Genomic DNA, 13402 nt, shown 5'->3' with positions numbered 1-13402 from the left:
GTTAAAGATTTAATCCTGACGTTCCCAGACTTGCGAACGTCCAAGCATTGACACGCCAACAAAGCCGCGCACGTTGAGCTTCTTGCCGCCATTGGTCAGGGCAATCTTGCTGCTGTAGACCCGACCGTTATCCGGATCGAGAATTTTGCCGCCGGTATATTCATCACCGTCCTTCTTCAGGCCGCTCAGGATGACCAAGCCCGTAACGGGAGCGTTCTTGAGTGCGCCTTCGCATTTCACGCATGTCCCGCTCTCGTTGGGGCCGAGAAAGACTTTTTCGACCTTTCCTTGCAGGGTGCCATTTGACTCCGTAATTCGGATCAAGGCCCTCGGCTTGCCGCTGACGTCGTCGACGTTCCGCCACAAGCCAACAGGCGAGCTATTGTCCGCCCATGCTGCGGATGACATGAGCGCCGCAGCGGTAGTGAGTGCGAAAATGGCAAGTTGTTTCGAGATACGCATGTCTATCGTCTCCGTGCCGGTGGGGTTGGTTGAACGCTTGTGTTATTGAGGTGCGGTCAGAAGTTCATCCGGGTGTTTGGCGGAAGCTCACCTGCCGTCGTTACGCGTTGACGTCGACAACCGTGCGGCCCTGAACCTTTCCTTCCAGAATTTGTCTTGCGATATCCGGCACCGCGGCCAGACCGACCACCTTCGTCGTGCGGGCGAGCTTTTTGAGGTCGAGATCGCGCGCCAGACGCGACCAGGCCTCAGTGCGAACCGCTTGCGGCGCGTTCACGGAGTCGATGCCGGCAAGCGTGACGTTGCGCAGGATGAAGGGCAAGACTGTTGCAGGAAGATCGAAGCCCTGGGCGAGGCCGCAGGCCGTCACCACGCCGCGATAGTGGGTTTGGGCCAGGACATTCGCCAGTGTATGGCTGCCGACGGAATCGACCGCGCCGGCCCAGCGTTCACTAGTGATAGGCGCGCCCGGCTCGGAAAGCGTGCGGCGATCGATGACGTCGGCTGCACCAAGTTCACGCAGGTAGTCGGCCTCTTCGAGGCGCCCGGTTGATGCGACCACACGATAGCCGAGATCGGACAGAAGCGCGATCGCGATCGATCCGACGCCGCCATTGGCACCCGTGACAAGGATGTCGCCCCGGTCGGGCGTGACGCCGCCATGTTCGAGCGCCAGCACCGACAGCATCGCCGTGTAGCCCGCTGTTCCGACGGCCATGGCATCCCAGGTCGACAGGGGGTTTGGAATCTTGACGAGCCAGTCGCCGCTCAACCGCGCTTTTTGCGCGTAGCCGCCATGATGGGTCTGACTCAGTCCCCAGCCATTGGCAACGACGCGGTCACCCACCTCGATGCCTGGATAGGAGGACCCCTCGACCGTTCCTGCAAGATCAATGCCAGGAATGAGCGGGAATGTCTGGATGATCGGAGCACGACCCGTAAGCGCCATGCCGTCCTTGTAGTTCACGGTCGAGTAGTCGACGGCGATCGTGACATCGCCCGGCATGAGGTCTTTTTCTTCCAGTTCGACAAGATCCGTCGATATCATATCGCCGTTTTTGCTGGCCAGCAGCGCTTTGAATGTCATTGATCTATCTTCCTCTGATGTGCTTCGCCGGTCGCAGCCAGAGCCGTTAACCGGCCGTCCGATAGCGTTCGGCGGGATGTTCCTGCCTGGTGTTCGGAAGGATGGAGAGGCGCGCCGCCTGATAGGTATCCCACTGTCCGGCATCGGGAAGCGGCGGGATGGTGACGGGTTCGCGGCGATCGAAGCCGACGAGGGCCGCATCCACCAGGTCGCCTACCTCCATCACACCCGTGAGCGTGTTGACGTCGACGCCGGAATGCTCCCAGATTTCGGTGCGCGTGGCTGCGGGAAGCACCGCCTGGACATAGACGCCCTTGGGGCTGAGCTCCAGGCTGAGGCCCTGCGAGAGGAACGTCACGAAGGCCTTTGTCGCGCCGTAGACCGTCATAGCGAACTCCGGCGCCAGCCCGACGATCGACGAAATGTTAATGATCGCACCCTTGCCAGCTTCGGCGAGACGCGGTGCGACAGCGCTGGCGAGACGGACGACGGCGGTCGTGTTCAATGCAACAAGTTTGGCGACGGCATCGGTTTCCTGCGAAAGAAAACCGCCAGCAAGGTTTCCGCCGGCATTGTTGACAAGGATGCCGATCCGATTGTCATCACGCAGGCGTGCTTCCACTTTGGCGAGTTCATCGGGATTGGTGAGATCGGCTTGCAGGATATCGATCGTCACACCTGTTTCATCGCGAAGACGCGCTGCCACATCCTCCAACCGGGTTTTATTGCGGGCGACCAGGACCAGATCATGTCCACGGCGGGCGAAACGGTCGGCATAGGTTGCCCCGATGCCGGTTGAAGCTCCGGTAATGAGGACCGTGGGTCTTTCAGTCATGGACTTGTTCTCTCTCAAGGGTCTTATATTGATGACATATATCATCATTAATTCTTAAAATGACGACTGTCATTAAAATGTCAACGGCCTCGCTTGAGAATTTTTAGGAAACAGATGGTCCAGCACTGACAGCGGATTCTGGAGGTCGGGTGGCCACTTTTTTCCGGGAGGCTGCCGGAGGCTTGCAGCGGACACGCTGCGCCAGGCCTCGGCAAGCCGTTTGGCAATGACGGATGGCGTGCGTCAGCAGACAAATCGGACGTTTGAAAACCTGCCGGTCTTCACCCGGGCCCGCGATCCCGGGCCTTATCGGACGAGATCTGAAGAAAACCGGGCCTGGATTGATGACGGACTCGACCAAGCCGCTGCACTGCCTCGCAAACCGCGTGACGGCTTGACCGGAACCGCATTGCGGCTCACGAGTAGCAGCTCCCTCTTCCCCGAAACCCTTGGACGCTGCCATGCCGCGACGCGGCATGGCAGATACGGTGTGGTCGCTGCGGGTTTAGTCTGCGACCGTAATGACGACCTTGCCCTTTGCGCGCCCGGTCTCGACATAGGCCAGAGCCTCCCCGGTCTTCTCAAACGGGAACACCTTGTCAATGATCGGACGGATAATACCCGATTCAATGAGCGAGGCAATTTCACCCAATTGATGCCCATCGGCGCGCATGAACAGAAACGAGTAACGGATCCCAAGGCCCTTGGCCTTTTTCCGGACCCCTCGGCTCAGCAAGCGCAGCACCAGTTTCAGGAACAGGTTCAGGCCGAGTTCCTTGGCGAAAGCGGGATCGGGCGGGCCGGAAATCGAAATGAGCTGGCCGCCGGGCTTCAGCACACGCAGAGATTTTTCGAGCGTCTTCGGATCCTGGCTGTTCAGTACGAGATCGTAGTCCGACAGAACCTTCTCGAAATCCTGCGTCTTGTAGTCGATCACCACATCCGCCCCAAGGCTCTTGACCAACTCGGCATTCTTCGCGCTCGTCGTTGTCGCGACCGTGGCACCGAGATGCTTGGCGAGTTGGATGGCAAAGGTCCCAACACCGCCGGAGCCGGCCTGGATGAAGACCTTCTGACCGGGTTTTACCTTGCCCACTTCGACCAGCGCCTGCCACGCGGTCAGCCCCACCAGTGGGATGGACGCCGCTTCCGTCATGCTGAGGTTGTTTGGCTTCAATGCCACGTCGGATTGATCAATGGCAATGAATTCTGCGAATGTGCCGATCCGATGGTCGCGCGGGCGCGCATAGACCTCGTCGCCCACCTTGAACTGCCTGACGCTTGGTCCAGTTTTAACAACCGTTCCCGCGACGTCATGCCCCAAGACAAAGGGCGGACGATAGGGAAGAATAAGCTTGAATTCTCCATCCCGGAGCTTGGAATCCAGTAGATTGACGGCCGTGGCCTGTATCCTTATCAAGACGTCGAAGTCCTCTAATTCCGGTTCCGGCACATTGGCCTGGCGCAAAGCGCCCTTCTTTTTGTACTTGTCGACAACGAACGCCTTCACAGGGCTTTCTCCGATCTAGGTTTGCGGCGTCACGCGCCAAGGAAGGAAAGAGCCTTCGGCACGAAATCCGCATGGTTCTGGAAAATTCCGCCATGCCCGGCGTCTTCGTAGATCACCAATTGCGCTCCGGGGATGCGGCGGGCCATGTCAGTGCTGTTGACGGTAGGGACCATGATATCATTGTCGCCATTGGCGATCAGGACCGGGACGTTAATACGGCCGAGATCCTGAGGCGCCTGCCGTCCCCAGGCGTTGATCGCCTTGAGTTGCCGCAGGAAGGCCCTTGGAGAGGGACCCTTGTCCCTCCCCGCCTTTCGTTCCTTCAGGCGAGCCAGAAAGTCTTTCGCGGCTCGGCGGCCATTGGCGGTGGACGTGAAAAACAGATAGGTTTTTGGGTCGCGCAACGTCAGCAGACCTTTGACAATAAGTGGCCGCGACACCGCTCCGACCTTCTCGATACCTTTACCACCCGCCGGACCCGTGCCGGTTAGAATGAGTTTCCGCACAAGATCCGGTGCTTTCAGCGTGATATCCTGCGCCACAAATCCTCCGAGGGAAAAACCAAGCAAGTCGACCTTTGCGAAGCCCAGCGCCCGGATAAGGGCAATCGCATCGCGTGCCATTTCGTCTATGGTCGCGGGCGCCGTTCCGCCCGACGCACCGATGCCCCGGTAATTGGTCGCGATCACGCGATGCTTGCTGGCGAGGCCGTCAACGATCCGCGGATCAAAATTGTCCAGAACAGCACCCCAATGATTGAGGAGAATAATCGGCACACCGTCCCGGGGACCGAGGTCGCGGTAGGTAAAAGTCGTTCCACCGACATTGATCGAGAGATTCGGCGCATCGATGTAGCGCCTACCCGATCCGACAAAGCTAACAGGATTGGTCATCATTTACTCCATTGCCGTCGCACACCTGGTCAGGCTTGGCATTGCGGCTCGCGCCGATCACACGGTAGCCTGCCTCCACCAGCGCCGAAGCTGTCGCCTTGCCGATGGCGCTCGACGCGCCAGTGAGGAACGCCCTCTTCTGGTGCGCCGTCGCCCCAATCCTTGCCATTGTGCTTACGTCTTTCCTATGAATCGTTCGACCGCCGCGGCGGAAAGCCAGCCTTAGTTTCAATTTTTTGATGACAAACATCATCATAGTAGATTAATGATAGCCGTCATCAAAAATGTCAAGCCGATTTTTTGGGTGGCCGAACAGACGCGATGCGCTCGGGCCGAGAGTAAATGGGATCGCTTTTGTTACAAACGGTGAGAACATCGGAGCAGAAAAACGACTTCCGTTTCTCAATGAAGCAGCTACTGCAGATGGCCCGCCACCGCGCGCAGTACATCACCAACGGTGGGGTCCCCGAGCCCCACGACCCGAAACTGCAGACCGCGAGGATCAACGTCCCGGCTCTCCTTGCCAACGCTGCACACTGACCTGGACATAGCCGGATCCGGAGCGCAAGCCCGGCTGAGATGGAGGAACGCATGGTGCGTTACACGAAAGAACACAAGCAAGAGACAAGGCAGCGGATCATTGCGACGGCCGGACGACGGCTCAAGCGGGACGGTATCGACGGCTCCGGAGTCGCGACGCTCATGAAGGACGCGGACCTGACCAACGGCGCCTTCTACGCCCACTTCGAATCCAAGGACAGCCTCGTCGCGGAGGCGGTCACCGACCAACTGCACACACTGCACGCGAACATCGTCGAGCTGGTGGAGCCTGGCCCGGCCGGCCTCGAACAGGTCGTGCGTTGGTACCTGTCGGCCCACCACCGGGACAACCCCGGCGACGGCTGCCCCAACGCCGCCCTGCTCGACGAGATCGGACGCAGCGCGGACGCAATCAGGCAGGCGTACACCGACGGCGTGCTGATCGTCATCGACGGCCTCGCCGCCCGCATGACAGCCGAAGATCCGCCCTCGGCCCGCGTGAAGGCGCTCAGCCTCCTCGGCCTGATGGCCGGGACGCTACAACTCTCCCGCGCCCTGACCGACAGACAGCTCTCCGACGACCTCCTCGAACTGGGCCTTCGCAACGCCCTGACCTTGGTGGACGCTGAGGTCCGACCATGACGCTCATTTTTGCGACAAGCCCCGGCACACCCGGTGATGTCGCCCTCCATCAGACAGGAACGCGATGACCGGGCAACCCTTCAACCCACAGCTGCGAGCCGCGCGGTTCCTTCCCCGCACGATCATCACCGCCCGAACGCTTCGCGCGCTCCGTGTCCTCACCATGTCGCAAAGGCTGTGATGTCGCAAAGGCGGTGCGCGGATCGATGATGCGCACATCGGAGCCGGCGAGCCTCGCCGTCTGCACCAGGCACTGGCTGGTGTGGACGGCGCCGAAGATGGCCATGCGCGGCGCGGGCAGGTAGACATTGAGGAAGCCGCTGGCATCGGCCGCATCGAAAGCCATTGAGCGGCCAGACCGAACGGGCGCCTTCGACGAGCGCGGCAAACGGCGGCTCGACCGGATCGCCCTCCAGGATGACACGCTCGTCTCTCCCGAAGATCCGTCAGCAGCACGGCGGCGAGACGTTTCCGGCGCGCGGCGTTCAAACGCAGCAGGCTGTCGCGGCGCATCGGACGATTTTGAGCGGGCGTTTAACGCGCCAACACCCAGCGTGTCCGGCGATTGAGCCGAAACATTGCTTGTCGGTTCTCGGAACCAGGGTCGAGGCGTGGCCGCGACGACCATAGTTGCGCATTCGATAAAAGGTCGATCGTACACACAGAAGACAAACAGCTGGCATTTCGCTTCCGTCGCATTGAGATCAGGCCACCACCCCGCGCCGCGCTTAGGAGAAAGCGATCAGCTTTTTAGCCTGCGACGGGTCTCGTAGGCTTCCAGGAACTCCTGAGAGGCGACGTCATCGGCCAGCGCGCGAAGCGCAGCGGCGGAGGGACCAAGCACCACCTCAACGCGCTGATTGGCATCCGCCCACAGGACCAACGCCTCGTGCAGACGGTATTCGCCAGACGTCGTCAGCATCGCGTGCTTTGTTCGGCCATCATGTTCGTCCGGCATGAGCTCGACCAGTCCATCCCGGACGAGGGGGCGAAGCGCATGTGTCAAAGCGGAGATACTGACGGCAAGGCGCTCGGCGAGGGATTGCAGCGTGGGCCATCGATAGGCGCCCTCGCGCAACGCAGCAATCTGGGTCAGAAGCCCGACTTGGGTGGCCTTCAATCCGGTTGGCGCTACCGCATCATCGTAAAGTTGACCTAGCCGCCGTGACGCGCGCCGAAGAGCAGTGTTGGTGCACACGAGTTCAGACAGGAGCTCCGGCGGGCTCAGCCTGCCCGTGCGCAGTTCCTCTGCCGCATCGTTAATCGAAAGTTTCTTACCCATCTCGCCAAAATAGTTGAGCACTCAGCCATTGACAAGGGCTAGACACGGTCATACTTAAACTTGAGCACTCAACAAAATTGGAGCTTCACATGTCTGTATCATCGCTCAAGCCCGTCGCCGTCGTCACTGGCGCCTCTGCCGGCATCGGCGCCGTCTACGCCGAACGCCTCTCCGAAAGGGGCTATGACCTCATCCTCGTGGCGCGGCGGGCCGAACGCCTAAAGGCGCTCTCGGACAAACTGAGTGCTGCCCACGGCACGAAAGTTGAGGTCGTGGAAGCCGACCTGAGGAAAGACGCCGACGTCACGCGCGTCGAACAGGTGCTGAAGGCCAATTCGGCAATCACGCTCCTCGTGAACAATGCCGGTAACGCGACGCTGGCTCCTATCGCCAAGACCTCTGAGGAAGACGCGGCTGCAATGATCGCACTCAACGTCACGGCGCTCACGCGCCTCACGCACGCCATTCTGCCGGCTTTTCTCAGCCGCAACGAAGGCGCGATTATCAACGTTGCTTCGGTCCTTTCCTTCCACGCGCTGCCGATCACCGCGATCTACAGCGGCACCAAGGGCTATGTGATGAACTTCAGCCGGGGTCTGCAGCAGGAATTGGCTGGGACCAATGTCCGCCTGCAACTCGTCATGCCGGCATCTACGGCGACCGAACTCTGGGATTTGTCAGGAGTCCCGTTGGCGTCGCTCAATCAGGCCGCGCTTATGACGTCAGAGAACCTCGTGGATGCCGCTCTGGCTGGGTTCGACAACGGCGAAGACATCACGCTGCCATCCGTTGCCGACGCCGCTCTTTGGGACAAATTCGACGAAGCCCGATCCAACCTGTTCGCCGCCACTCAGACGGGCGAACCTGCACCCCGCTACCGCGCCGCCTGAGCCAGGAAAATCCCAATGGATAGACCATGGGGCAATGTATGCGCCAGCCGGCGTAAGCATTGCGGGTGGGAAATCTGCTTTTCTTATTGAGGAAGTACCGATGCCCAGTTTATTCGACCAATTCACGCTGAAAGGCGTGACACTCCGAAATCGAATCGCGGTTTCGCCGATGTGCCAGTATTCCGCAATCGATGGCGTACCCAACGACTGGCACAACGTCCATCTCGCAAGCCTGGCGCGTGGTGGCGCGGGCCTCGTCAACGTCGAAGCCACTGCGGTCTCTCCCGAAGGCCGGATCACACCCGGTTGCACGGGCCTTTGGAACGATAACCAGGCAGAGGCCTTTGCGCCGATCGTTGCCGGCATCGAAAAGGCGGGCGCGGTCGCAGGTATCCAGATCGGCCATGCCGGCCGCAAGGCCAGTGCAAACCGTCCCTGGGAAGGCGACGATCATATCGCCGAGGACGATCCGCGCGGTTGGGAGACCATCGCACCCTCCGCTATTGCGTTCGGCGGCGGTCTGGGGAAGGTGCCACGGGCGATGACGAAAGCGGACATTGATCGCGTTCGTGGCGATTTCGTCTCTGCGGCGATCCGCGCGCGCGATGTTGGATTCCGCTGGCTCGTGTTGCATTTTGCCCATGGCTACCTCGGCCAGAATTTCTTCTCGTCGCATTCGAACCAGCGCGACGACGAATATGGCGGCAGCGCCGAAAACCGCGGACGCTTCCTCCTCGAGACATTGGCGGCCGTTCGTGAGGTCTGGCCCGAGGACCGTCCGCTTACGGCTCGCTTCGGCGTCATCGAGTTTGATGGGCGTGACGAAGAAACTCTGCAAGACGCGATCGATCTTGTGGGGAAATTCAAGGCAGCAGGCCTCGATTTCCTCGATGCAAGCCTCGGCTTTTCGACCCCGACGGCCAATATTCCGTGGGGCCCTGGGTTTGTTGCGCCTTACGCCGAACGAGTTCGCAAGGCCACTGGCCTCCCCGGCGCGGCGAGTTGGAATATCACTCAGCCGGAGCAAGCCGACGAGCTCATTCGCAGCGGACAGCTCGACCTAGTGATGATCGGCAAGGCGATGCTCGCCGATCCGCATTGGCCGTACTCAGCCGCGCGCAAGCTCGGTGTCGAGCGTGCGTCCTGGACATTGCCCGCCCCCTACGCACATTGGCTCGCCTCCTACCGCGCGGCCTGAAACTGTACCGGCGCCTTCAACATTTTTCGAAGGCGCCCGTTTTCTGGCGCAGATATGGTATCGACTACAAAAGTCAGGATTTCGAGAAGTGGCGCGGGGCGTTCTCCGTCGGATAGCCAACGGAAGCGGGGCTCGATCGCGGGGAGCGATCAGTTGAGCTCCGCCGCCTGGTCCAGAGCCGCATCGCCTTGCGCGAGGTCCACGCTTGCTACGACCGACATGCCAGGGACGAGCCTGTCGGTGAACGGCTGTTGCGGCTGGATGGAGATCCGGACTGGAATGCGCTGGGCCACCTTGGTGAAGTTGCCGGTGGCGTTATCGGCCTTGATGACCGAGAATTCCGAACCCGTGGCCGGCGCGAAACGTTCGATCCGGCCGGTGAATTTCTTGCGCCCGAGGGCATCGACGGTGAAGGTCACTTCCTGGCCCGGTTGCATGCCGGCAAGCTGGGTCTCCTTTGAAATTGACGACCACCCAGACATGATCGGGCACGACCGAACCGATCTGCGTGCCGACCGAGACATACTGGCCGATGCGACCCATCACCTCGCCGAGCGTGCCGTCCTGCGGCGCCGTGATGCGCGTGTTCGCCAGGTCGATCTCGGCGAGCTTCACCGCGGCCTTGGCACTTTCCACGCTGGCTTCCAGCGAACGGCGGCTGACGACGATCGTGTTCAGATCCTGCTCGGCGACCAGTTCGGCCGCTTCCGCCTGGTGAACGGCGGCCCGCGCCTGGTTGAAGGCGGCGCGGTTCTTCTCCGCCTCGCTCTGGCTGGCGATGTTCTTTTCCAGAAGGCCTTCGGTGCGCTCGTAGGTCATCCGGGCAGCCTCCAAGGCGGCATTGGCGCTTTCCACCGCCGCCTTGGCGGACTGGATCTTGGCTTCCGCCGACTTGCGGCTCTGCTCGGAATTGGCGAGCGAGGCTTCCGCGGTGGCGAGCGCCGCCTTGGCCTGCTCCAGCTTCTGGGCATAGATACGGTCGTCGATCCGGGCGATCAGATCGCCCGCCTCGATCTTCTGGTAGTCCTGCACCGGCACCTCGACGAGATAGCCTGCAAGCTGCGGACTGAGGATCGTCACCTGGCCGCGCACATAGGCGTCGTTGGTCACTTCCACCGAGCCGTGGAAGGGCGGCAGGTTCCAGGCATAAAGCACGACGAACACGCCGGCGATGCCGATGAGAAGGGCCACATAGGTGGCGATGGAGCGGAAGAGCTTGGACATGGCGTTCGTTTTCTGGGCAGTTTCGTTTTTTGTGGTTCTGCTCGGGCGTCAGACGGCGGCGGGCGCGGGATTGGCGTTCGGGAAAAGACGTTGGCGATTACGCCAGGCCACATGGATGACGAGGCAGGCAAGCGCCGCGAGCGACAGGTATGCGGTCAGCAGGAAGGCGTCGTTATAGGCGAGCGCATAGGCCTGTTGCTGCACTTGCTTGGCAAAGAGCGAAGCCCCTGGATGGTCTGCTGGTTCGGGTCGGTCAGCACCTTGCCGTAAGCGCCACCGAGCTGCTTCAGCCGGGCCGCGACGAGCGGATCGGTGGAGGCGAGGTCCGAGACCAGCTGGAAGGAATGGAACTGCTCGCGCCACTGCACGAAGGTGCCGTAGATCGCGCTGCCGAAATAACCGCCGATCTTCTGCGTCGCGAGGAAGACCACGATGAAGGAGAGGATGTAGCTTGGGCCGCGTTTCATCGCAGCGCCCATGCCGATGGCGATCGCCGGCGGCAGGAAGAGGCCGCTCGCGAAGCTCACGAGCATCTGGCTAAGATACATCTGCACCGGGCGGGTGAGGATGGTCGACCGGCTGTCCATATAGCTGCCGATGGCGACCAGGATCAGCGCGGCCGCATGGATCATCGACTCCCGGCCGGGCTTCATGATCGCGGCGCAGATGAAGCCGGAGGCGACGGAGCCCGCGAGGATGACCCAGTAGAGACCGCCCATCTGCTCGTTCAGCATGCCGGCATTGCGCAGGAAATTGACCGCGCCGCTCGTCTGCTCGGAGAACACGAGGCGGGACACCATCAGCGCGCCGGTGAAACGCAGCATCTCGCGGGAGGTGAGCCAGCGGATGTCGACCAGATGGTTCTTCCGATTGAGCTCGATCATCGCGAAGATGGCCGAAGCCGCAATGCCGGCGATGATCATGAAAGCGAGCCAATCGGTCGCCGTCCACCAGTAGAGCCGCCCGACGGTGAGTACGACGGCGAAGCAGCCCAACGCGATTGCGAGGAAGGTATAGCTCACCACGTCGAGGCTGCTGATCACCCTGGCGCGCGGCGGAGAGGCGAGCGGCAGCAGGTAGACGAGACCGAGCGAAACCATGGCAAGCCCCATCTCGACCAGATAAAGCGCGTGGTGTTCGCCGAGGTCCATTAGCGTCGGTGAAACGAGCCCCGTGACCGGCGTCGGGAGAGCCAGCGCCGTCAGCGTGATGCAGAGGCCGATGTTCATCTTCTTCGCCGGCGGGATGGCTTCGAGGATATAGAGGAAGCCGAGTGAGGTCATAGGCGCCGCCGCAACACCTGCGAAGAAGCGCAGCGCCAAAGCGCTCTCGTAGCTATCCACCCAGAAATGCGCGAGACAGACGAGCACATAGGCGACGATCGCCACTTCGGCGAAATTCCTGAGGCCGTATTGGGCGCGCACCTTGAAGAGGAAGAGCGTCAGGCTGGCATTCGGGAAGAAATAGGCTGCCATCAGCCATGTGGCCTCGACTTGCGTTAGCCCCATCGGCCCGGCGATCTGCTGCAGGTTGGTGGAGATGAAGCTCATGCCGAGGCCTTGCGTCAGCGCGATCAACGTGCCGGCCAGGATATAGGCGATGGTCATAAGCGGCGGTTTGGGCACAAAAGCGAGGGGCGCAGCCGGCGCAGGCGCCGCGGGCGCGGCTACCGGCTCCGGCTGCGTTTCAGGAAGACGAACGGCGTCGGTCGGCTTCGCGTGTCCGCTAGAGTCCGGCCGTATGATCGTTGCATCTTCCCGTCTCGTTGCGGCCTCACGCCGAGCCATGAATATCCTCCATCTCTGTGACATTGGCCGCTATCCGATCCAGAAGGGCGATGCCGTCGCGCAGGTCCTTCGGATCGATATTGATGAAGAGGCGCTGGCGCAGGTCCTCCCCAATCGACATCACAAATTTGGCCTGCTCCTCGCCGTAGGGCGTGAGCACGATGAGTTTGACGCGGCGATCGCTGGCGTCCGGCCGGCGTTTGATGAGGCCGTTCTCCTCCATGCGGTCGAGGAGGCGCACCAAGGTCGCCTGCTCGAGATCAAGGTCGCAGGCAAGCTCGCTCTGGTTCATCTTCTGCTTCCTGGCCACCCGCAGCAAAGTGCGGGCACGCGGATAGGTCAGTCCATGCGCCGTGACCTGCTGGTTGAAGGCCGTGCGGATCTTGCGGCTCACCTTGGTGAGGGCTTCCAGGAAGTCGGATGCGATCGGGTCGGATTTCATCGTAGACATAAAGTTAGTGTGCTAAGTTTCCACAATTTAAGTAGCATGCTAATCATTTAATTTCAAGCGAGGATGACGCGTCCAAGGGCCAATTCATCGAGGGGGTTTCGCTAATCGTACGCTTGGCGAAGGTGAAGCCAAATCCGATCACAAAGGCCGCAACCAGCATCCATTCCGTTCGAAGCAAGTGGGTTACGGTCAGATCGCCGATCGCCACCGCTACGCAGGCGACACCCGATATAGGGGCGCTCAGCAAATCGCACAAAAGTCGCGACAAGCCCCTATTCCGGCGGCCGCACTGACGATGCCGTAGTCGGCAGCAGATGTTCCAGAGCGGCTTTCAAACACCAGGGGTACGAAAAAGTTGAACCCACTGAATTGAAACGCAAGGAAAGCCATCCCAACAAGTAAGATCCAAAAGCCGGGTGACCCTCGCAGTCGGGCTGGACGATCGGCCTCGTGGTTCGATGTCGCCGCCGGCTTGTTGATTCGCCCGGCTCATCACCGGACGCGCTTGTTACTGGTACTTCGTACATGGTTTCCTGGAATTTCGTTTTTGCAATGGGCAAACCTCATTGATCTCGGCACTTACATTGGATTTCAAGCAACC

The 13402-nt window shown here is 60.8% G+C and carries 13 protein-coding genes and 1 pseudogene; 3 read left to right on the top strand and 11 right to left on the bottom strand.

The features are described 5' to 3' along the window. Positions 1-9: 9 nt before the first annotated feature. The 6 genes from ACZ9BX_RS26550 to ACZ9BX_RS26525 all read right to left on the bottom strand — a co-directional run bounded on the left by ACZ9BX_RS26550 (position 10) and on the right by ACZ9BX_RS26525 (position 4956). Entirely contained in the window at positions 10-462 is a 453-nt protein-coding gene (locus ACZ9BX_RS26550; protein WP_476221117.1) for a DUF2147 domain-containing protein, read from the bottom strand. Between the two features lie 100 nt (positions 463-562). Continuing rightward, positions 563-1549, bottom strand: coding sequence for an acrylyl-CoA reductase (NADPH) (acuI, locus tag ACZ9BX_RS26545; protein WP_476221116.1), 987 nt, complete (start codon positions 1547-1549; stop codon positions 563-565). A gap of 46 nt (positions 1550-1595) precedes the next feature. Next, the gene (locus ACZ9BX_RS26540; RefSeq protein ID WP_476221114.1) at positions 1596-2384 is read right to left on the bottom strand and encodes an SDR family NAD(P)-dependent oxidoreductase; all 789 of its coding nucleotides are present in this window, start codon (positions 2382-2384) and stop codon (positions 1596-1598) included. Positions 2385-2889: 505 nt separating this feature from the next. Next, positions 2890-3894 (bottom strand): NADP-dependent oxidoreductase, encoded by a 1005-nt coding sequence (locus tag ACZ9BX_RS26535; protein ID WP_476221112.1) that lies wholly within the window; start codon positions 3892-3894, stop codon positions 2890-2892. A 29-nt stretch (positions 3895-3923) separates the two neighbouring features. Continuing rightward, a complete protein-coding gene (locus ACZ9BX_RS26530) occupies positions 3924-4787 on the bottom strand; it encodes an alpha/beta fold hydrolase (RefSeq protein WP_476221111.1) in 864 nt (287 codons plus the stop codon). Next, entirely contained in the window at positions 4771-4956 is a 186-nt protein-coding gene (locus ACZ9BX_RS26525; protein WP_476221109.1) for an SDR family NAD(P)-dependent oxidoreductase, read from the bottom strand. The genes ACZ9BX_RS26530 and ACZ9BX_RS26525 overlap by 17 nt, the downstream gene beginning before the upstream one ends. A gap of 422 nt (positions 4957-5378) precedes the next feature. On the opposite strand from ACZ9BX_RS26525, the gene ACZ9BX_RS26520 reads away from it, so the two are divergent. Then, positions 5379-5969: a TetR/AcrR family transcriptional regulator gene (locus ACZ9BX_RS26520; RefSeq protein WP_476221108.1), complete on the top strand. Its 591-nt coding sequence runs from the start codon at positions 5379-5381 to the stop codon at positions 5967-5969. Positions 5970-6018: 49 nt separating this feature from the next. Here the strand turns inward: ACZ9BX_RS26520 and ACZ9BX_RS26515 are convergent, their stop codons facing one another. Both ACZ9BX_RS26515 and ACZ9BX_RS26510 read right to left on the bottom strand, forming a co-directional pair. Then, positions 6019-6315, bottom strand: a complete 297-nt coding sequence (locus tag ACZ9BX_RS26515; protein WP_476221106.1) for a hypothetical protein — start codon at positions 6313-6315, stop codon at positions 6019-6021. 396 nt (positions 6316-6711) lie between these two features. Then, positions 6712-7251: a MarR family winged helix-turn-helix transcriptional regulator gene (locus ACZ9BX_RS26510; RefSeq protein ID WP_476223050.1), complete on the bottom strand. Its 540-nt coding sequence runs from the start codon at positions 7249-7251 to the stop codon at positions 6712-6714. Between the two features lie 89 nt (positions 7252-7340). Between ACZ9BX_RS26510 and ACZ9BX_RS26505 the strand changes: the two genes are divergently transcribed. Both ACZ9BX_RS26505 and ACZ9BX_RS26500 read left to right on the top strand, forming a co-directional pair. Beyond that, on the top strand, positions 7341-8141 hold the full coding sequence (locus ACZ9BX_RS26505; RefSeq protein WP_476221104.1) for an SDR family NAD(P)-dependent oxidoreductase: 801 nt from the start codon (positions 7341-7343) through the stop codon (positions 8139-8141). Positions 8142-8241: 100 nt separating this feature from the next. Continuing rightward, positions 8242-9339 (top strand): NADH:flavin oxidoreductase/NADH oxidase, encoded by a 1098-nt coding sequence (locus tag ACZ9BX_RS26500; RefSeq protein WP_476221102.1) that lies wholly within the window; start codon positions 8242-8244, stop codon positions 9337-9339. 149 nt (positions 9340-9488) lie between these two features. On the opposite strand, the pseudogene ACZ9BX_RS26495 reads toward ACZ9BX_RS26500, so the two are convergent. The 3 genes and pseudogenes from ACZ9BX_RS26495 to ACZ9BX_RS26485 form a co-directional block, all read right to left on the bottom strand. After that, positions 9489-10563, bottom strand: a pseudogene (locus ACZ9BX_RS26495) (HlyD family secretion protein). Between the two features lie 155 nt (positions 10564-10718). Then, positions 10719-12350: an efflux MFS transporter permease gene (locus ACZ9BX_RS26490; protein WP_476221100.1), complete on the bottom strand. Its 1632-nt coding sequence runs from the start codon at positions 12348-12350 to the stop codon at positions 10719-10721. Continuing rightward, complete coding sequence (locus tag ACZ9BX_RS26485; protein WP_476221099.1) at positions 12337-12801, bottom strand: MarR family winged helix-turn-helix transcriptional regulator; 465 nt, start codon at positions 12799-12801, stop codon at positions 12337-12339. Before ACZ9BX_RS26485 ends, ACZ9BX_RS26490 begins: the two co-directional genes overlap by 14 nt. Positions 12802-13402: the final 601 nt, after the last annotated feature.

The organism is Rhizobium sp. USDA 3886 (assembly GCF_056279785.1).
Note: the sequence above shows the minus strand (reverse complement) of the source record. Positions and strands in the feature narration are given on the sequence as shown.